This is a genomic window from Methylosinus sp. LW3 (assembly GCF_000527115.1).
Classification (GTDB): domain Bacteria; phylum Pseudomonadota; class Alphaproteobacteria; order Rhizobiales; family Beijerinckiaceae; genus Methylosinus.
The window spans coordinates 3,312,354-3,331,812 of sequence record NZ_AZUO01000001.1; the positions used below are offsets into that span (position 1 = coordinate 3,312,354).

The following is a 19,459-nucleotide window of genomic DNA, read 5'->3' on the forward strand; positions in this document are numbered from 1 at the left end:
GGGAGAAAAGCGCAAGGCGGATCGGCTGTATTCATCACCGATCGACGAGCCGCGATGGAATGGCGATGATGACGAGCATCGCGCTCATCGCCATGAACAGCGCCAGCGCATAGAGTCCATAATCGGCGCGCTGCGTCTGATCCTTGATGAAGCCGACCATATAGGGGCTGGCGAAGCCCGCGAGATTTCCGACCGAATTGATGAGCGCTATGCCGCCCGCCGCGGCGACGCCGCGCAGAAAGGCGGTCGGGCAGCTCCAGAACAATGGCAGCGCCGTCATCGTGCCGGCGCTCGCCACAGTGAGCGCGATCAGCGCCGTCGCCGTGTCGGCGGCGAAGAGCCCGCTGGCGACGAGGCCAACGGCGCCCAATGCGCAAGGCAGAGCGAGATGCCAGCGGCGCTCGCGATATTTATCGGCGCTGATTCCGCCCAATAGCATGGCGACGCTGGCGACGGCGTAGGGCGCGGCCGACAAGAGGCCGATGTCGAGCGGCCGGCTGACGCCCGTCGCCTGGACCAAAGTCGGCAACCAGAAACCGACGCCATAAAGCCCCATCACAATTCCGAAATAGACGAGACATAAAACCCAGACCTTGGCGTCGCGCATCGCATCGCGGAAGGAATGGGACGCATGGGCGGCGTGATCCTTTTCGAGATTGCCGACCAGCAGGCGCTTCTCGGCGGCGGAGAGCCAAGCGGCGTTTTCGATATCGTCCTCCAGCGCGAGGAAAACGATCGCGCCGACGAGAATCGATGGAAGCCCTTCGATGAGGAACATCCAGCGCCATCCGGCCAGCCCGTGAACGCCGTCGAGATTCTGCAAGATCCAGCCCGAGAGCGGTCCGCCGACGACGCCTGCGAGCGGAACCGCCATTATCAGCAATGCGGTGATGCGTCCGCGGCGCGCGGCGGGAAACCAATAGGTGAGATAAAGGATCGCGCCGGGAAAGAAGCCGGCCTCGGCCACGCCGAGCAGAAAGCGCATGACGTAGAACATGAGCGGCGTCGAGACGAGCATGGTCGTCGCCGAGGCCAGCCCCCAGGTGACGAGGATGCGTGCGATCCAGCGCCGCGCGCCCACGCGATGCAGGATCAGATTGCTGGGAATCTCGAACAGGAAATAGCCGATGAAGAAGACGCCGGCGCCGAGCCCATAGACGCTCTCGCTGAATTTCAGATCGCCGACCATCTGCAGCTTGGCGAAGCCGACATTCACGCGATCGAGATAGGCGAGGATGTAGCAGAGAAAGAGCAGCGGCAGCACGCGCCGTGTGACCTTGGCGTAGACGCGCTGCTCGAGAGCGGCCGACGAAGCGTCGCCGTGGAGCGGCGGAACGAGAGTCATGACGATATTTCCCAAAGGCTCGAAGCGGCGACCGCTATCGTTAAAGCTTTCCCGACCGGAACCGGAAGAACCTCCCGGCCCGAGCGCGAGCGGCGTTGCGCGACCCTCGACCCTTGCAATATAATCTTGACCAATTCCATCGAGACGACGCCGGCGCCGCGCGTCGCGCCCAAATTTCCGTGTTCCCCTTTGCGGAGTCTTGCTCTAGTGGAACGCTGTTCGCGACAGGCCTCCCCGCCTGTCGCTCTTTTGTTGGAGACCATCATGCCTCACCTCAAGACCACGCGTCTCGGCAGCCGGGGCGTCCTCGCCGCGATCGGCGTCCTCGCTCTGCTGGCGATGGGCGCGGCCCCGGCGCAGGCCAAGGTCCTCGCCAAGGTCAATGGCGTCGACATCACCGACGAAGACGTGAAAATCGCGCTCGACGATCTCGGGGCTGGTCTGCCGCGGCAGCTGGAGGGCAAGGCGCGCGAGAATTATATTCTCGATTTCCTCATCGATGAGCAGCTCGTGGTGCAGAAGGCGCAGCGCGACAAGCTGGGCGAGACGCCCGATTTCGCCAAGAAGCTCGCCTATTTGCGCGACAAGGCGCTGATGGAGGCGCTGCTCGGCAAGGTCTCCAAGGACGCCACCACCGAGGCCGCCGTCAAGAAGACCTATGACGAGGCCGCCAAGAATCAAAAGCCCGAGACCGAGATCCACGCGCACCATATTCTGGTGACGACGGAGGACGAGGCCAAGGCGGCGCAAAAGCGCGTGAAGGGCGGCGAGGATTTCGGCAAGGTCGCGACCGAGCTGTCCAAGGACACGGGCGCCCAGGGCGGCGATCTCGGCTGGTTCACCAAGGACCGCATGGTGCCGGAATTCGGCGAGGCCGCCTTCAAGATGGAGCCGGGACAGATCTCCGATCCGGTGAAGACGCAATTCGGCTGGCATATCATCAAGCTGGACGAGAAGCGCCCGAAGGTGTTCCCGCCGCTGGACCAGGTGCGCGACCAGGTCTCCCGCTATGTGGCGCAGAAGGCCCAGTCGGACCTGATCGTCGAGCTGCGCCAGGGCGCCAAGATCGAGCGCACCGAGCCGCCGGCGGCCGAAGCCAAGCCGGGCGACAAGCCCGCCGAGGCCAAGCCTGCCGAGAAGAAGAAATAGTCATGAGGCGGTAGTGAGCGGGGAGTAGGGAAGCGCGGCTCGCCGCGCCCGCCCTGCTCGCTCGCCGCGCCCGCTCACTGCTCACCATCCTGCTCCCACCCCTTGCTTTTCAGGACCTATACCGCCCCATGGCCAAGGCCGCCCCCATTTCGCCGCTCGCCCCCAAGACCTATCCCGACATTCCGCCGATCGCCGGCGTCCGCTTCGCGGTGGCGCAGGCCGGCATACGCTATGCCGGACGCACCGACGCCATGCTCGCCCTCTTCGACGAGGGCACGCAGGTCGCCGGGGTGTTCACGCGCTCCAAATGCCCCTCGGCCCCGGTCGACTGGTGCCGGGCGCGGCTCGAGGGCGGCAAGGCGCGGGCGCTGCTCGTCAATTCCGGCAACGCCAACGCCTTCACCGGCAAAGCCGGCAAGGAGGCGGCCAAGCTCTCCGCCAAGCTCGTCGCCGCCGCCGCCCGCGTGCCCGAGAAGCAGATCTTCCTCGCCTCCACAGGCGTCATCGGCGAGCCGCTCGACGCCACGAAATTCGAGCCCGTGCTGGGCAAGCTCGTGGCCGAGGCGCGCGGCGACGCCTGGCGCGAGGCCGCCTCGGCGATCATGACCACCGACACCTATCCCAAGCTCTCGACGCGCGTCGCCAAGCTCGGCGACGTCGAGGTGCGCCTAGCGGGCGTCGCCAAGGGCGCGGGCATGATCGCGCCCGATATGGCGACCATGCTCTCCTTCGTCTTCACCGACGCGCCGATCGACGCCGAGGTTCTGCAGAGCCTCTTGTCGAAATCGGTGCAGACCTCGTTCAACGCCATCACCGTGGACAGCGACACCTCGACCTCGGACACGCTGCTGCTCTTCGCGACAGGCGCGGCGGCGGAGCGCGGCGCGCCGCACATCGAGAAGACGAGCGACCGCCGCCTCGAGGATTTCCGCCGCGCGCTGGACGAGGTTCTGCTCGATCTCGCGCATCAGGTGGTGAAGGACGGCGAAGGCGCGCGCAAATTCGTCGAGGTGACGGTGATGGGCGCCGAGAGCCCCAAGGCGGCCAAGCGCATCGCCCTCTCCATCGCCAATTCGCCGCTGGTGAAGACGGCGGTGGCCGGCGAGGACGCCAATTGGGGCCGCGTGGTGATGGCGGTCGGCAAATCCGGCGAGGCCGCGGATCGCGACAAGCTGGCCATTTGGTTCGGCGACATTCGCGTCGCGCACAAGGGCCTGCGCGATCCCGATTATGATGAGGCGGAAGTCTCGCAGATCATGAAGCGCGACGAGATCGCCATTCATGTCGACATCGGCCTCGGCTCCGGCGCCGCGCGCGTGTGGACCTGCGATCTGACCAAGGAATATGTCGCCATCAACGGCGACTATCGCAGCTGATCGTTTTCCCTCCCGAGCCTTTCCTTCTCCCGCCTGCGGGAGAAGGAAAGCGCGCGCCTGACATGGGCTCGTGACCTGTTCGTCATCGCAGCGTTTCGAGAATCGGCTTCTACTCGCCTCGGCTCGGGCGGCGAGGAAGCGGACTTATGGTTTTCCCCCATGCTATAGAAGCAGTGCTCTTCGACATGGACGGCACGCTGCTCGACACGGAGCGGCTCTATGTCGACGCCTGGATCGCCGCCGGCCGCGCCGTCGGCTATGAGATCACCGAGGCGTTTTGCCATCGCATGATCGGCAAGCCCATGCAGGATTGCGAGACGATGATGATCGAGCGCTTCGGCGCCGATTTCCCGCTCGACGCCTGCATCGAAGCCTGCGGCGCCTTCGTCGCCCGCGCCTCGCGCTCCGGCGTGCCGCTGAAGGAGGGCGCGCGCGAGCTGGTCGACTATCTCACGGCGATGAATATTCCGCTCGCCATCGCCACCTCCTCGCGGCGCCCGACCGCCGAGCATCATCTGAGCCGTTGCGGACTGCTCTCGCATTTCTCCGCTCTGGTGACGCGCGACGATGTTCTGCGCGGCAAGCCGCATCCCGAATCTTATCTGCGCGCCGCGCGCGCGCTCGGCAAGGAGCCGCGGCGCTGCCTCGCGCTCGAGGATTCGCCGACCGGGCTGCGCTCGGCCGCCGCCTCCGGCGCAATGACGATCATGGCCCCCGATGTTCTGCAGCCCTCCGCCGAGGAGCGCGCCCTCTGCCTCGCCGTCGTCGCCAGCCTGCGCGACGTGCTCGAAATGCTGCGCGCGCATGCGGACACGCAGCGGCCCCTAGGCGCCATTGCGCGATGACGCGCTTCGTTTCGGTTTTTAGACTTCATGCCGAGGCGACACGCTCGCGAAGAGACGAAGATCATGCCCCCGCGCCATCCGCTTTTGGTCATCGCTCCTTTCGGCTTGTCATTATCGCTCGCCGCCTGCGCCGGCGCCTATGAGGAGGCGCGCGACTACGCCGCCGCCTCCGGCGTCGTCGTGGAGAAGAGCGTGGACGCTTCCACTAAGAAAGCCAAAGCGAAAAAGACCGGAAAAAAGACCGCCGGCAAGAAGAAGCCCGCCGAGAAAGCGGCGGTCGAGAAGGACGCGAAGGCTCCGCCCGCCGTCGGCGCCTGCGTCACCTATCAGTTCATGGGCGGAGCCGATTGCGAGGAAGCGGTCACCAAGCGCAACTGCTACGACAAGCGGAGCAATGTCGTCGATTGGCGCAAGGAAATGAGCTGCGCCGCCGCCTTTCTCTCGCCGCCGGAGAAGAAACCTTAAAACACTCTCGAGCCTTGTTCTGTCGTGTTTTCTTCACGCGAACCGGTTCCCACTTCGCTCGAAAACACTCTAGAGCCTTGCCTCGGCCGGACGAAGCGGCGACATTGGCCGCGCTTTCGCCCAACGAGGCCATTCCGCATGCGTTCCGCCGTACTCTGCGTCGCCCTCGCGCCGCTCGCTCTTTCCGCCTGCAACAGCGCCGCGCCCGAAATGCGCTTCGATGCCGCCGAGGCCGCCTTCATAAAGCAGGAGGGCAAGGCGACGATCGAGGGTCAGGCCTTTCTGCGCGACCAGCAGGGCAAGATGAATGTGCGCTACGCCGCCGGCGAGGTGGTGCGGCTCATCCCGGCGACCGCCTATGCGCAGGCGCGCATCTCGCAATTCTACGGCAAGCGCAAGTTCATCGCCGCCCTCTTCATGCCGACGCCGACGCAGGAGGCCGAATACGTCGCCTATACGCGCACGACCAAGGCGGGCGCGACCGGCCGCTTCACCTTCGACAAGGTCGCGCCGGGCCGCTATTTCGTGACGACGCAGCTCACCTGGGTTCCGAAGGGCGGCTTGCTGAGCGAGGGCGGCGCGATGTACGACGAGATCACCGTCACCGGCAAGGAGACCGATCCGATCGAGGTCGTGCTCTCCGGCAATTGAGGGAAACGCTTTGTCTCTGCTTCTCGTGGTCGCCGCAGCGCTCGTCGATCCGCAAGGCCGCGTGCTGATCGCCCAGCGTCCGCAGGGCAAGCAGCTCGCAGGCCTGTGGGAGTTCCCCGGCGGCAAGCTCGACCCCGGCGAGCGGCCGGAGCAGGCGCTCGTGCGCGAGCTGGCCGAGGAGCTGGGCATAGAGGTGGAGACAGCCGATCTCGCGCCGCTGACCTTCGCCAGCCACGCCTATGAGGCGTTTCATCTGTTGATGCCGCTCTACCTCTGCCGGCGCTGGCGCGGCGCGCCGCACGCCCGCGAGGGCCAGACGCTCGCCTGGATGCGGCCGAGCGAGCTCGATGCGGCGCAAATGCCGCCCGCCGATGCGCCGCTGATCGCCCCGCTGGCGGCGTTGCTCGGGTGAGCGGGCTTCGCCGACGCCTCAGAGCGGCAAATTCTTCCAGTCTCGCTTGTCGGCGTAGGCGTGATGAATGCGGATCGCATTCTCCACCTCGTGAAATTTCTCGCTGCCGGCGATCGCCTCGTAAAAGCCCATGCCGCGGGCGACGGCGGCGAGATCATAGCACCAATAGAGCGCCATCAGCGCATTGATGAACAGCTCCGTGCCTCTTGTGCGCTCCGTGTCGTGCCGATTCCCGAAACCGCCGCGGATCGCCGAGGCAATCGAATTGGCCACGATGCTCTTGGAATTGGGCTGGCGCTCGTTGAGATAATCGACGGCGTCGAGCAGCGCGTCGCCCTCGGGCGTCCCCGGCGACACCGAGACGCAGCCGAGGTATCCGCCGGAACGGATCAGCTCGGCCGTGTTCTCGAGAAAAGAATGATGGCAGACGCCGTGATAATGATCGACGCCGAAGCCGAGGCAGACGAGAAATTTGCGGACGCCCTCGAGCTGATGGACAGCGGCGATCGAGAGAGCGTCCTCCTCTATCGTGCCGAGCGCCGCCTCGTCGCCCTTCATCAGACTGTCGGTCCCGCCGTCGACGAGGATGATCGTGTCGACCTTCAACAGCGTGACGAGCGCTTCATAGGATTGCCGCAGCGGTCTCACGCCGGTCTTCTCGAAGGCGAAGACCTTGGGCTCGCAGCCACGCGCCGCGAGCCAGTCGACGAGATGGCGCTCGGGAAAATAGCCCTGCATGCGGCTGTCGAGATCGACGAGCCGCCCCGCGGGACCGATCTTCTTGCGGGAGGCGAGATCGACGCGCGCGAAAGACAGATTGGCGAGAAAGACATTCTTGCCCGCATTGCGCAGAAAGACATGGAGCGGCAGGCCGCTGACGATGTCGAAGCCTCCGCCGCAGCCGGCGATGAGAATGCGCTGCGAGTCCTCGAGCGCGCGGAAAAAAGGGATTTGCATTATTTCGTCTCTCTCCAAGGCGTGAAAAGCCTATCGCCTCTTCCGCGGTCTCGAAACAATTTCTCGAGCCGGCGGCGAGGCGTGATGCGCGGCGGCGCTCCCGGCGGAGGGCCGAGGCGCCGCCGCCGAGCATTTTTCTTGCGCCGGCGCGCGATCCGGGTGTATAAGCGCCTCGTTCTATCTCATAACGGTCATTCTCGGATGATCGCTGCTTGAGAGTGGGGCCCGGCCGGGACCCGCTCTTTTTTGTTTGCACCGGCCGGAAATTCTCGCAAGACAGGATGAGCCGCTTGGCAGAAACGCCCGCCGCCGGCGCCGTGGAGGCGCCCTCCCTGCTCGATGAGCCGCGCCTTTGCGGCGAGACGGGCGTTGCGGCGCGCATCGCCCATACCGCCGAGCCCGTTCTGGCGCAGCTCGGCTTTCGTCTCGTGCGTGCGCGCATTCTCTCGCAGAACGGCATGGTTCTGCAGATCATGGCCGAGCGTCCCGACGGAACCATGACCATCGACGATTGCGAGGCCGCGAGCCAGGCGCTCTCGCCGGAGCTGGACGTGGAGGACGTCATCTCGGACGCCTATCGGCTGGAGCTGTCCTCCCCCGGCATAGATCGCCCGCTGGTGCGAGTCTCGGATTTTCGTCGCGCGATCGGCCATGAGGCGAAGATCGAGCTGACGCAGCCGCTCGCCTCTGGCCGCAAGCGTTTTCGGGGCAATATTGTCTCCGTCGAGGGAGACGGCCGCGACGCCGTGGTGACGCTCGAGCGCGACGACGCCCCGCCGGACGAAGACAAGATCGTGCAAATGCCGCTGCGCGATCTCGACGAGGCCAAGCTGATGCTGACCGACGCGCTGATCCGCGAGGCGCTGCGCGCCGGCAAGGCGCAGCTCGAGGACGACGGTCCGAGCGAGGAAGAGGCCGCGCCGCAAGAGGACACGCGGCCCCGCCGTGGGCCGGGCCGTTTCGCCATGGCGCGCGGCAATAAGGCCAAGCCGCTGGTTCCGGCCGGCGTGCAGACCGGATTCAAGAAAAAAGGCAGCGGACCCGGCCGTCGCGGCGACGCGTAGGGCCGACGTTTTTGGGAGCAAGATATGGCCGTCAGCGCCAACAGGTTGGAAATCCTGCAGATCGCCGATGCGGTCGCGCGCGAGAAATCGATCGACCGCTCGATCGTCATCGCCTCCATGGAGGACGCGCTGCAAAAGGCCGCGCGCTCCCGCTATGGGCAGGAGACCGAGGTCCGCGCCGAGATCAATCCGAAGAGCGGCGAAGTGCGCTTCTCGCGTCTGCTGCTGGTCGTCGATCTCATCGATAATGACGCGACGCAGATTTCCATCGAGGACGCGCGCAAGCGCAATCCGGCGGCGCAGGTCGGCGACTGGATTTCCGAGACGTTGCCGCCCTTCGATTTCGGCCGCATCGCCGCGCAATCGGCGAAGCAGATCATCGTGCAGAAGGTGCGCGAGGCGGAGCGCGACCGCCAATACGAAGAATTCAAGGACCGCATCGGCGAGATCGTCAACGGCGTCGTCAAGCGCGTCGAATATGGCAATGTGATCATCGATCTCGGCCGCGGCGAGGCGATCATCCGCCGCGACGAGATGATCCCGCGTGAGACATTCCGTCCGGGCGATCGCGTGCGCGCCTATGTCTATGACGTGCGCCGCGAGCAGCGCGGTCCGCAGATTTTCCTGTCGCGCACGCATCCGCAATTCATGGCCAAGCTGTTCCGCCAGGAAGTGCCGGAGATCTATGACGGCGTGATCGAGGTGAAGTCGGTCGCGCGCGATCCGGGCTCGCGCGCCAAGATCGCCGTCATCTCGCGCGATTCCTCCATTGATCCCGTCGGCGCCTGCGTCGGCATGCGCGGCTCGCGCGTGCAGGCCGTGGTCGGCGAATTGCAGGGCGAGCGCATCGACATCATCCCCTGGTCGGCGGATGCGGCGACGTTCATCGTCAATGCGCTGCAGCCGGCCGAGGTGGTGAAGGTCGTGCTCGACGAGGATTCCGCGCGCATCGAGGTGGTGGTGCCGGACGATCAGCTGTCGCTGGCCATCGGCCGCCGCGGCCAGAATGTGCGCCTCGCCTCGCAGCTCACCGGCTGGGACATCGACATTCTGACCGAGGCCGAAGAATCGGAGCGCCGTCAGCGCGAGTTCGTCGAGCGCACCAAAGTGTTCATGAACGCCATCGACGTCGATGAGGTGGTCGGCCGGCTGCTCGCTTCGGAAGGCTTTCAATCGGTCGAGGAGCTGGCATTCGTCGATCTCGGCGAGCTGGCGACGATCGAAGGCTTCGACGAGGACACCGCCGCCGAGATTCAAAACCGCGCCCGCAATTATCTCGAGCGAGTCGAGGCGGAGAACGAGGCGCGTCGCCTCGAGCTCGGCGTGCTCGACGAGCTGAAGGAGCTCGACGGCGTCACCACGGCGATGCTGGTCAAGCTCGGCGAGAATGACGTGAAGTCGATCGAGGATCTCGCCGGCTGCGTGCCGGACGATCTCGTCGGCTGGACCGAGAAGAAGGATGGCGAGACGGTCAAGCAGACCGGCTTCCTCGACGGGATCGACCTTTCCCGCGAGGAGGCGGAGGCGCTGATCATGGATGCGCGCGTGCGCGCCGGCTGGATCGAAGCGCCGGAGCCAGAGGCGGAAGCCGAGGAGACCGAATCCGCTGAGCCGACGGAATCGCAGCAGGCAGAGGCGCAGCAGACCGAGGCGCAGTGACGAAACGAGACGGCGAGCGAATGAGAGAGGCCGAGGCGAGCGAACGGACCTGCATCGTCACCCGCCGGCGCGACGCGCCGGAGGGGATGATCCGTTTCGTGCGCGCGCCGGACGGCGTTCTCACGCCGGACATAAGGTCACGCCTGCCCGGCCGCGGGGCCTGGGTGACGGCGCGCGCCGATGTCGTGGCCGAAGCGTTGAAGAAGCGCGCCTTCGCGCGCCAATTGAAGGCCGAGGTTTCGGCGTCGCCGTCGCTTCCTGCGGACGTCGATCGGCTGCTGGAGGCCGATTGCCTGCAATCGCTGGCGATGGCCAATAAGGCGGGCGCGGTGGTCGCCGGCTTCGGCAAGGTGTGCGAGGCGCTGGAGAAAGGCGCCGTCGCCGCTGTGCTGGAGGCGCGCGACGGCTCGGCGGATGGACGGCGCAAGCTCGCCCAGGCGGCGCGGCGCGCGGCCACGGCGCGCGGATGCGGCGAGAGGGTCACAGAGACGATCTCTCTGTTCGATTCTCTTCAATTGGATTTGGCTTTGGGCCGCACAAATGTGATACATGCAGCCCTCGCGCCGGGCGGACCGACGCAAGCCTTTTTGGCGCGCTGCCGCCGCCTCGCCGCCTATAGAGGCGAGAGCGCATCTGGCGACGCGCAGACTCTGAACAGCGAGCGGACCGACGAGCTCGGCCCGCTGAAAGACGTAACCGAACAGGCGCAGCCCGAGGATCGGAAACTGGATGAGTGAGACCGAGACCGAGAACAGCGGCGACAAGACGCTGACCGTCACGCCGTCGAAGACGTTGCATTTGAAGCAGCGTCCGACCGAGCATGGCGGAATGGTGCGCCAGAGCTTCTCCCACGGCCGCTCCAAGGTGGTCGTGGTCGAGAAGGTGAAGCGTCGCGCGCCCGGACATGTCGAGACCAAGCCAGCGGCTCCGGCGACAGCGGCGCCCGCCGCGCCGGCGGCCCCCGTGACCCCGCCGCCGCCTCCGCCGCCGACAGCCCCTGTCGCCGCCGCGCCGCCGCCGCCGCCGCCGAGAGCCGAGACCCCGCGCCCGCAGCCTGCGCCCAAGCGCGGCTCCGGCATGGTGCTGCGCGCGCTGACCGACGATGAACGCGAGGCCCGCGCCCGCGCCCTGGTCGACGCCCGCACCCGCGAAGAGGAAGATCGCCGCCGCGCGGTGGCGGAAGCCAAGGCGCGCGCCGAGCGCGAGGAGCGCGAGCGCGAGGAGCGCGCCGCCGCAGAAGCCCGCAAGCGCGAGGAAGAGGAGCGCCTTGCCCGCGACGCCGAGTCGAAGCGCCGTTCCGAGGAAGAGGCGCGCCGTCGCCTCGCCGGAGGCGGCGCTCCCGAGCCGCATGCTCTAACGCCCGCCACCGCACGCCCGGCCCAGCCGCGTCCGGCTCCGACCGCCGGCGGAGAAGCGCCGCGCCCCGCCGCCGCCACGACGGAAGACGCCGAAAAGCGCGTCGTGCGTCGTCCCGCCGGCGTCATCGCCGTCAAGGCGCCGCCGCCGCCGCCCCGTCCGACGCCCTCGCGCGGCGGCGCGCAGAAGGACCGCGGCCGCCTCACCGTCTCCACCGCGACGTCCGAGCAAGAAGAGCGCACGCGCTCCGTCGCCGCCTTCCGCCGCCGCACGCAGCGCCTCAAATCCTTCGGCCAGGCCGAGCAGAAGGAGAAGATCACCCGCGAGGTCATCCTCCCGGAGACGATCACCATCCAGGAGCTCGCCAACCGCATGTCGGAGCGCGGCGTCGATGTGATTCGCCTGCTGATGAAGCAGGGCGCGCTGCACAAGATCACCGACGTCATCGACGCCGATACGGCGCAGCTCGTCGCCGAAGAGCTCGGCCATGCGGTCAAGCGCGTCGCCGAGTCCGATGTCGAGGAGGGCCTGTTCGACGAGCCCGACGCCGAGGGTGAGCTCGAGTCGCGGCCGCCGGTCGTCACCATCATGGGCCATGTCGACCACGGCAAGACCTCGCTGCTCGACGCGATCCGCCACGCCAATGTCGTGGCCGGAGAGGCGGGCGGCATCACGCAGCATATCGGCGCCTATCAGGTGAAGGCGCCCAATGGCGCGCCGATCACCTTCATCGACACCCCCGGCCACGCGGCCTTCACCGCCATGCGCGCCCGCGGCGCCAAGGTCACGGACATTGTGATCCTGGTCGTCGCGGCGGATGACGGCGTGATGCCGCAGACGATCGAGGCGATCCACCACGCCAAGGCGGCGGAGGTTCCGATCATCGTCGCGATCAACAAGATCGACAAGCCCGACGCCAAGCCCGAGCGCGTGCGCACCGAGCTGCTGCAGCACGAGGTGCAGACGGAGACATTCGGCGGCGACACGCTCGAGGTGGAGGTCTCCGCCAAGGAGAGGCTCAATCTCGACAAGCTGCTCGACGCCATCACCCTTCAGTCGGAAGTGCTCGACCTCAAGGCCAATCCCGAGCGCTCCGCCGAAGGCACGGTGATCGAGGCGCGGCTCGACAAGGGCCGCGGCCCGGTCGCCACCGTGCTGGTGCAGCGCGGCACGCTAGAGGTCGGCGACATCATCGTCGCCGGCTCGCAATGGGGCCGCGTGCGCGCGCTGCTCGACGACAAGGGCGTCGTGGTGCAAACCGCCGGCCCGTCCTTCCCGGTCGAGATCCTCGGCTTCTCCGGCACGCCGGAAGCCGGCGACCGCGTCGCCGTGGTGGAGACGGAAGCCCGCGCGAGAGAGATCACCGAATATCGCGAGCGTCAGCGTCGCGACAAGCTGGCCGCGCGCGGCGGCAGCGCCCGCACCTCGCTCACCGATATGATGAGCCAGCTGAAGACCGCCGGCCGCAAGGAGTTCCCGCTCGTCATCAAGGGCGATGTGCAGGGCTCGGTGGAAGCGATCGTCGCGGCGCTCGACAAGCTCGGCACAGACGAGGTCGGCGCGCGCATCGTGCATGCGGGCGTCGGCGGCATCTCCGAATCCGACATTGCGCTCGGCGAAGCGTCCAACGCCGTCGTCATCGGCTTCAACGTGCGCGCCCATAAGGAAGCGCGCGAGGCGTCGGAGCGCGGCGGCATTGAAATCCGCTATTACAACATCATCTACAATCTCGTTGACGATGTGAAGGCGGCGATGTCCGGCCTGCTCGCGCCCACTCTGCGCGAGACCATGCTGGGCAATGCGCAGATTCTCGAGGTGTTCGACATTTCCAAGGTCGGCAAGGTGGCGGGTTGCCGCGTGACCGACGGCTCGGTGGAGCGTGGCGCCAATGTGCGTCTCATCCGCGACAATGTCGTCGTCCACGAGGGCAAGCTGTCGACGCTCAAGCGCTTCAAGGACGAGGTCAAGGAAGTGCAGTCCGGACAGGAATGCGGCATGGCTTTCGAGAACTATCAGGACATGCGCGCCGGCGACGTCATCGAGTGCTATCGCGTCGAGGAGATCAAGCGGACGCTGTGATCGCGTCTCGCTGATCTCCACCGAACTTTCAACCAAGCCTTCGGCGCGCCGCCGTCCTCGACTGCAAAGCGAGTGACGGCCGCGCAACGTTGGGAGCGCGCGAACAGCGCGAATATCCATGTCCAGAGCCCATCACGCCCATGGGGCGGAGCCGTCGCAGCGCATGTTGCGCGTCGCCGAGCTCGTCCGCCATCAGATCGCTTCGATGCTTTCGCGCGGGGATATCGCAGATCCCGTGCTCGAGCAGCATGTCGTCACCGTCTCGCGTGTGACGATGAGCCCGGATTTGAAGCTCGCCACCGTCTATGTCATGCCGCTCGGCGGCAAGGACGAGCCGGAGGTGTTGCGCGCTTTCGACCGCCATAAAAAATATCTGCGCAGCGAGATCGCCAAGGGCGTCAATCTCAAATTCGCCCCGGAGGTGCGTTTCCGCATCGACGATAGTTTCGACAATGTCGCGCGCATCGACGCGCTGCTGAACTCCGAGCGCGTGCGCCGCGATCTCGATCAGCCTCAAACCGACGAAGAGAACGGCGCCCAGCAATGAACGGAAGAAAATCGACCCGCGCCGTCGTCGACGGCTGGGTGGTGCTCGACAAACCTGTCGGCATGACCTCGACGCACGCCGTCTCGCGCTTGAAGCGCATCTATAATGGCAAGAAGGCTGGACACGCTGGCACGCTGGACCCGCTCGCCTCCGGCATCTTGCCGGTCGCTTTCGGCGAGGCGACCAAGACCGTGCCTTTCGTGCAGGATGGCGAGAAGGCCTATAGCTTCACCGTGCGCTGGGGCGTCGAGACCGACACGGACGACGCCGACGGCAAATCCGTGCGCGAGAGCGAGGAGCGGCCGACGATCGCTGAGATCGAGGCGCTGCTGCCGCGCTTTATCGGCGACATCATGCAGGTGCCGCCGCAATATTCCGCCATCAAGATCGCCGGCGAGCGCGCCTATGATCTCGCGCGCGAAGGCGAGACGGTAGAGCTGAAGCCGCGCCCCGTCACCATCCATCGCCTCTCCATCGTCGATGCGACGGAGGAGGAGACCAAGCTCGTCATGGAATGCGGCAAGGGCGCCTATGTGCGCTCCATCGCGCGCGATCTCGGGCGGCTGCTCGGCTGCTTCGGCCATGTGACCGCGCTACGCCGCACACGCGTCGGGCCCTTCCTCGAGGAGGACAGCTTCACGCTGGACGAGATCGAGGGCGGCGAGGCGGCCAATGCGCTTCTCTCGGTCGAGGCGGGCCTCACCGAGCTGCCCTGCGTCGTCGTCGATCGCGACGCTGCGGCGCGGCTGCGGCGGGGCGGCTCGCTGATCCTGCGCGGCCGCGACGCGCCAGCGGGCGGCATCGTCTATGCGGCCTGCGGTGGCGTTCCCGTCGCTTTCGGCGAGGTGGTCGAAGGCGCGCTGGAGCCCTCGCGCGTGTTCAACCTGCCGTTCTGACGCGAGGTTGATCTTCGCGGGGGAACGGGTTTCTATTCTTGGCGAAGCCCCCTCCCCACCCCTCCCCCGCTTCGCGGGAGAGGGGGCAGAGTCGGGGACGTCAGGACACTGCGAGCCGACCGCCCCTCATGACGCCCCCCGTCCCCAAAATCCTCGTCTTCGACTCCGGGCTCGGCGGCCTCACCGTCTTCACCGAAGTCGCCAAGCTGCGCCCGCATGCGACGCTGCTCTATTGCGCCGATGACGCCGGCTTCCCCTATGGCCCGCTCTCCGAGACGGCGCTGGTCGCGCGCGTCATGGAGGTGATGGAAAGATTGATCGCCGAGCTGGCGCCCGATCTCGTCGTCATCGCCTGCAACACGGCCTCCACGCGCGCGCTTCCCCCTTTGCGGGCGCGCTGGCCGCAGCTTCCCTTCGTCGGCACAGTGCCGGCGATAAAGCCCGCCGCCGAGCGCTCGCGCTCGCGCCTCGTCTCCGTGCTGGCGACGCCCGGCACTGTGGCGCGCGATTACACGCGCGCGCTCATCGCCAGCTTCGCGGAAGATTGCGCGGTGACACTGATCGGCTCGACGCGCCTCGCCCCGCTCGCCGAGGATTTTATGCGCGGCGCCGCTGTTTCAGACGCGGAAATCGCCCGCGAGATCGCGCCCTGCTTCGTCACGCGCGAGGAGGCGCGAACGGATGTCGTCGTGCTCGCCTGCACGCATTACCCGCTGCTGCTGGATTTTTTCCGGCGCCTCGCGCCCTGGCCGGTCGAATGGATCGACCCCGCCCCCGCCATCGCGCGCCAGGCCGATCGGCTGCTCGTCGAGCGCTTCGGCCCCGACCGCGAAGCCACGGCGCCGACGCCTCGCGCAATCTTCACCAGCGGGGCGCGCCCCGAGCCGGCGCTGGCCGCAGCGCTGACGCGAATGGGCTTTTCCTCCGAATGAGCGACGCCCGTCGTCGCGCGAATGCGCTACGGATGAGGACTGCAACGGCTCTGGGCGGGGAAAAGTTCGAGATTGCGGAGCGGATAGGACCCACATCCGACCCGGCTACGCCGCGCCGCCGTCTCCCGCAGAGCGGGAGAAGGAACGCGCCGCGCCGCCCGATTGCAGCCCCGCCCCCGTTTTTCCTTGATTATGTCGGCAGCTCTTGCTGTAACGCGCCGCACAATAAATTCTCGAACTCCAAGAGGTGAGCGAAATGGCAGACTGGCCCGTCCATGCGAAGATTACCGGCCCGATCGTTCTGATCGGCTTCGGCTCCATCGGACGTGGCATCTTGCCGCTCATCGAACGCCATTTCGACTATGACAAGAGCCGTTTCACCGTTATCGACCCCGTCGATACGCATCGCGAAATGCTGGATATTCGCGGCATCGCGTTTCAGAAGACGGCGCTGACCAAGGATAATTATCGCGAGGTGCTCACCCCCCTGCTCACCAAGGGCGAGGGACAGGGCTTCGTCGTCAATCTCTCGGTCGACACCTCCTCGCTCGACATTATGAAGCTCGCCCGCGAGCTGGGCTGCCTCTATGTCGACACCGTCGTCGAGCCTTGGACCGGCTTTTATTTCGACACCACCCTCGGCAATGAATCGCGCACCAATTACGCGCTGCGCGAGACCGTGCTGGAGGAGCGTCGCCGCAATCCGGGCGGGCCTACCGCCGTCTCCTGCTGCGGCGCCAATCCGGGCATGGTGTCCTGGTTCGTGAAGCAGGCGCTTCTCAACATCGCCGCCGACACCGGCCTCTCCATCGAGGAGCCGAAGTCGCGCGCCGATTGGGGCGCGTTGGCGCAGAAGCTCGGCGTCAAGGGCATTCACATCGCCGAGCGCGACACGCAGCGCGCCACGACCCCCAAGCCGCGCGATGTCTTCGTCAACACCTGGTCGGTGGAAGGCTTCGTCTCCGAGGGTCAGCAGCCGGCCGAGCTCGGCTGGGGCACGCATGAGAAATCGCTGCCGGACATCGCCGGGACGCATTCCTCCGGCTGTGGCGCGGCGATCTATCTGAAGTCGCCGGGCGCCAACACGCGCGTGCGCAGCTGGACGCCGACGCCCGGGCCGCAATTCGGCTTCCTCGTCACCCATAACGAGTCGATCTCGATCGCGGATTTTCTCACCGTGCGCGACGATTCCGGCAAGGTGGCTTACCGGCCGACCTGCCATTACGCCTATCATCCCGCCGACGACGCCGTTCTGTCGCTGCACGAGATGTTCGGCCGCGCCGGCAAGATGCAGGCGAGCTGGAAGATTCTCGACGAGAACGAGATCGTCGACGGCATAGACGAGCTCGGCGTGCTGCTCTACGGCCACGCCAAGAACGCCTATTGGTACGGCTCCCGCCTCTCCATCGAGGAGACGCGCGAGCTCGCGCCCTATCAGAACGCCACTGGCCTACAGGTGAGCTCGGCCGCCCTCGCCGGCATGGTGTGGGCGCTGGAAAACCCCACCGCCGGCATTGTCGAGGCGGATGAGGTGGATTTCCGCCGCTGCCTCGAGGTTCAGACGCCCTATCTCGGCCCCGTCGAGGGGGTCTACACGGATTGGACGCCGCTCGAAGGCCGCCCGGGTCTCTTCCCGGAGGATATCGACGAGAACGACCCCTGGCAGTTCAAGAATATTCTGGTTCGGTAAGTAATCGGCGATCCCCGTCGAATCCGAAAGCTTTCAGCGCGCCTGTTGCAAAATCGCGACAGGCGCGCGCATTTTCATTGGTGAGCGCCCCGAGCCGACGCAATCGGCGCTTTGGTCTCTGATACAAATCGCATTGCTATGCTGCAGCCCATGCCGGCGTCGAAGGAGCGTCCTTCGAGACAGCGCCGTCGGGGTCCAGCCTCTCCAAAAAGACAAGGGAGACAGCAATGCTCACGTCGAAGTCGGCCTTCATCCTGGCGATGGCGATGATGTGCTCGATCGCGCAGGCCCAAACGAAACGCTCGGAAGATTTGCCACGGCCCCGCGACTCGCAGACCACCGAGACCAGCTCGGGACCGGACCGCGAACGCCAGAAATATAACTTCTCGGGCACGGTCGGACGGCTGGGCCTCGGCGCCGATCCCACGCGGCCAGAAGGCCCCGGCAATATCTCCAACTAGAGTCGTTCCGGTTCAGATCGAACCAGAGCGCTTTTGTGTTTTCTTCATGCGAACCGGTTCCCAATTCGCTCGAAAACACTCTCGCCTTCAAGCCGCCGGTATGAGCGCCGGCGGCAGGCCTGCGGATCGACGATTCCACATGGATTGATAGAGGCCTTCGAGATCGCGCGTATAGGCGGGAACATCGAAGAGCGCGGCGCTCGCCCGATTATCCGAGAGCGTCGCCTTGATCTTCGCGAGGCCGGCGGGATCGGTGGCCAGCCGATAGGCGAGATCGAAATAATCGTCGAGATCCGCAGCGATCAGCTCCGTCAGCCCGACCGCGCGCAGCAGGCTGCCGGCGACGCGCGAAGGAAATGTGGAGCCGCTGCAAGTGACGATCGGCACGCCGGCCCAGAGAGCGTCGCTCGCCGTGGTGTGGGCGTTGTAGGGCGCTGTGTCGAGCACGAGATCGGCGAGCTGAATCCGCGCGAGATGCTCGCCTTGGGCCATATCCGGCGCGAAGACGAGACGCGCCCCGTTCACGCCGCGGTTCCACGCCTCATTGCGCAGATTGCCTTCCGCCATAGGCGCGGCGAGCAACCAAAGGACGCTGCCGGGCACAGCGTCGAGCAGACGGCACCAGACGTCGAAAATCTCCGGCGTGAATTTATAGGCCTGGTTGAAGCAGCAAAAGACGACGCCCTGCTCGGGCAGCCCCACGGCCTCGCGCGTCGGTATTGTCCCGATCGGCCCGGCGCGGCCGCGCGGCTGATAGCTATTCGGCATATAGGCGAAGGATTCGGAATAATCGCCGGCGGAGGCGAGCGGCGTCACATAATCGTCGGTGACGATGTAGTCGCAGATATCCTCGCCGAGCGTGCCCGGATAGCCGAGATAATTCACCTGCACGGGCGCCGGGCGCAGCATCAGAATGCCGCTGCGCGCATTGGCGGTGAAGCCTTTGAGATCGATGAGAATGTCCACCTCGTCGTGATGGATCGCCCGGGCGGCGTCGCCGTCGGAGAGCGCCTCTATGTCGACGAAGGAGTCGAAAGCGCCCATGAGCCGTCGGCGCATGGTCTTGCCGTCATCGGCCCCATAGGAATAGGCGTTCACGCAAAAGCGCTCGCGATCATGCGCCTCCAACGTCTCGATCAGCAGCAGCGCGGTCGCGTGATCGTGGAAATCATTGGAGAGATAGCCGAGCCTGATCTTCCGCCCCTCGGCGGCGCTGAAGCGGAAGTCGAGCGCGAGCCGCGCCGCGACCGCGGCGGCGCGCCGATCGCGCGTCCACAGCTCAGAGCAGCGCCGCTGATCTGCCGCGTCGACGCCCGGCTGCGAGAGAAAGAGAAAAGGCGGCAGCGCGCCAGACCCGTCGGCCGCGAGAAGATCGTCGAGCGCTTTGGCGTCGCCTGCGAAGTCATCCCAAGCGCACATGCTGCGGCTGCGTCCGAGCGATCGCATCGCCATCTCCCAGGTCGAAGTTCCTTCGCCTGGGCATGAAGGCGCGTGTCGCCTACCGGATCAGACAAGAAAGACAAGCAATCCATGCGCCAAAAGGCGAACATCGCCGCCGCGCCCCTTCTCCCGCGC

The 19,459-nt window shown here is 66.2% G+C and carries 18 protein-coding genes; 15 read left to right on the forward strand and 3 right to left on the reverse strand.

Annotated features, from left to right (window positions below):
* Positions 1-34: 34 nt before the first annotated feature.
* The gene (locus tag METLW3_RS0116540; RefSeq protein ID WP_024880966.1) at positions 35-1,345 is read right to left on the reverse strand and encodes an MFS transporter; all 1,311 of its coding nucleotides are present in this window, start codon (positions 1,343-1,345) and stop codon (positions 35-37) included.
* Positions 1,346-1,609: 264 nt separating this feature from the next.
* On the opposite strand from METLW3_RS0116540, the gene METLW3_RS0116545 reads away from it, so the two are divergent.
* From METLW3_RS0116545 to mutT, 6 genes are all read left to right on the forward strand, one after another.
* A complete protein-coding gene (locus METLW3_RS0116545) occupies positions 1,610-2,494 on the forward strand; it encodes a peptidylprolyl isomerase (protein WP_024880967.1) in 885 nt (294 codons plus the stop codon).
* A 128-nt stretch (positions 2,495-2,622) separates the two neighbouring features.
* On the forward strand, positions 2,623-3,870 hold the full coding sequence (gene argJ / locus METLW3_RS0116550) for a bifunctional glutamate N-acetyltransferase/amino-acid acetyltransferase ArgJ (protein WP_024880968.1): 1,248 nt from the start codon (positions 2,623-2,625) through the stop codon (positions 3,868-3,870).
* Between the two features lie 146 nt (positions 3,871-4,016).
* Complete coding sequence (locus METLW3_RS0116555; RefSeq protein WP_024880969.1) at positions 4,017-4,715, forward strand: HAD family phosphatase; 699 nt, start codon at positions 4,017-4,019, stop codon at positions 4,713-4,715.
* Between the two features lie 63 nt (positions 4,716-4,778).
* Positions 4,779-5,180, forward strand: coding sequence for a hypothetical protein (locus tag METLW3_RS0116560; RefSeq protein ID WP_157516587.1), 402 nt, complete (start codon positions 4,779-4,781; stop codon positions 5,178-5,180).
* Positions 5,181-5,318: 138 nt separating this feature from the next.
* Complete coding sequence (locus METLW3_RS0116565; protein ID WP_024880971.1) at positions 5,319-5,831, forward strand: lipoprotein; 513 nt, start codon at positions 5,319-5,321, stop codon at positions 5,829-5,831.
* 10 nt (positions 5,832-5,841) lie between these two features.
* Positions 5,842-6,243: an 8-oxo-dGTP diphosphatase MutT gene (gene mutT, locus METLW3_RS0116570; protein WP_024880972.1), complete on the forward strand. Its 402-nt coding sequence runs from the start codon at positions 5,842-5,844 to the stop codon at positions 6,241-6,243.
* Between the two features lie 18 nt (positions 6,244-6,261).
* Here mutT and METLW3_RS0116575 read toward each other — a convergent pair whose 3' ends face one another.
* Positions 6,262-7,200, reverse strand: a complete 939-nt coding sequence (locus METLW3_RS0116575) for a DUF1152 domain-containing protein (protein WP_024880973.1) — start codon at positions 7,198-7,200, stop codon at positions 6,262-6,264.
* Positions 7,201-7,481: 281 nt separating this feature from the next.
* On the opposite strand from METLW3_RS0116575, the gene rimP reads away from it, so the two are divergent.
* The 9 genes from rimP to METLW3_RS0116625 all read left to right on the forward strand — a co-directional run bounded on the left by rimP (position 7,482) and on the right by METLW3_RS0116625 (position 17,884).
* A complete protein-coding gene (gene rimP / locus METLW3_RS0116580) occupies positions 7,482-8,264 on the forward strand; it encodes a ribosome maturation factor RimP (RefSeq protein WP_024880974.1) in 783 nt (260 codons plus the stop codon).
* Between the two features lie 24 nt (positions 8,265-8,288).
* Complete coding sequence (nusA, locus tag METLW3_RS0116585) at positions 8,289-9,923, forward strand: transcription termination factor NusA (RefSeq protein ID WP_024880975.1); 1,635 nt, start codon at positions 8,289-8,291, stop codon at positions 9,921-9,923.
* Positions 9,920-10,660, forward strand: a complete 741-nt coding sequence (locus METLW3_RS0116590) for an RNA-binding protein (protein WP_280949432.1) — start codon at positions 9,920-9,922, stop codon at positions 10,658-10,660. The genes nusA and METLW3_RS0116590 overlap by 4 nt, the downstream gene beginning before the upstream one ends.
* Positions 10,653-13,358 carry a translation initiation factor IF-2 gene (infB, locus tag METLW3_RS0116595; protein WP_024880977.1) on the forward strand — a complete coding sequence of 902 codons (2,706 nt, stop codon included), beginning with the start codon at positions 10,653-10,655 and terminating at the stop codon, positions 13,356-13,358. Before METLW3_RS0116590 ends, infB begins: the two co-directional genes overlap by 8 nt.
* A gap of 118 nt (positions 13,359-13,476) precedes the next feature.
* Entirely contained in the window at positions 13,477-13,905 is a 429-nt protein-coding gene (gene rbfA / locus METLW3_RS0116600; RefSeq protein WP_024880978.1) for a 30S ribosome-binding factor RbfA, read from the forward strand.
* A complete protein-coding gene (truB, locus tag METLW3_RS0116605) occupies positions 13,902-14,801 on the forward strand; it encodes a tRNA pseudouridine(55) synthase TruB (protein WP_024880979.1) in 900 nt (299 codons plus the stop codon). Before rbfA ends, truB begins: the two co-directional genes overlap by 4 nt.
* Positions 14,802-14,929: 128 nt before the next feature.
* On the forward strand, positions 14,930-15,733 hold the full coding sequence (gene murI, locus METLW3_RS0116610; RefSeq protein WP_024880980.1) for a glutamate racemase: 804 nt from the start codon (positions 14,930-14,932) through the stop codon (positions 15,731-15,733).
* Between the two features lie 256 nt (positions 15,734-15,989).
* Positions 15,990-17,423 (forward strand): homospermidine synthase, encoded by a 1,434-nt coding sequence (locus METLW3_RS0116615; RefSeq protein ID WP_024880981.1) that lies wholly within the window; start codon positions 15,990-15,992, stop codon positions 17,421-17,423.
* 227 nt (positions 17,424-17,650) lie between these two features.
* Positions 17,651-17,884, forward strand: a complete 234-nt coding sequence (locus tag METLW3_RS0116625) for a hypothetical protein (protein ID WP_036308983.1) — start codon at positions 17,651-17,653, stop codon at positions 17,882-17,884.
* A gap of 87 nt (positions 17,885-17,971) precedes the next feature.
* On the opposite strand, the gene METLW3_RS0116630 is transcribed toward METLW3_RS0116625, so the two are convergent.
* On the reverse strand, positions 17,972-19,330 hold the full coding sequence (locus METLW3_RS0116630) for a hypothetical protein (protein ID WP_026599360.1): 1,359 nt from the start codon (positions 19,328-19,330) through the stop codon (positions 17,972-17,974).
* Positions 19,331-19,459: the final 129 nt, after the last annotated feature.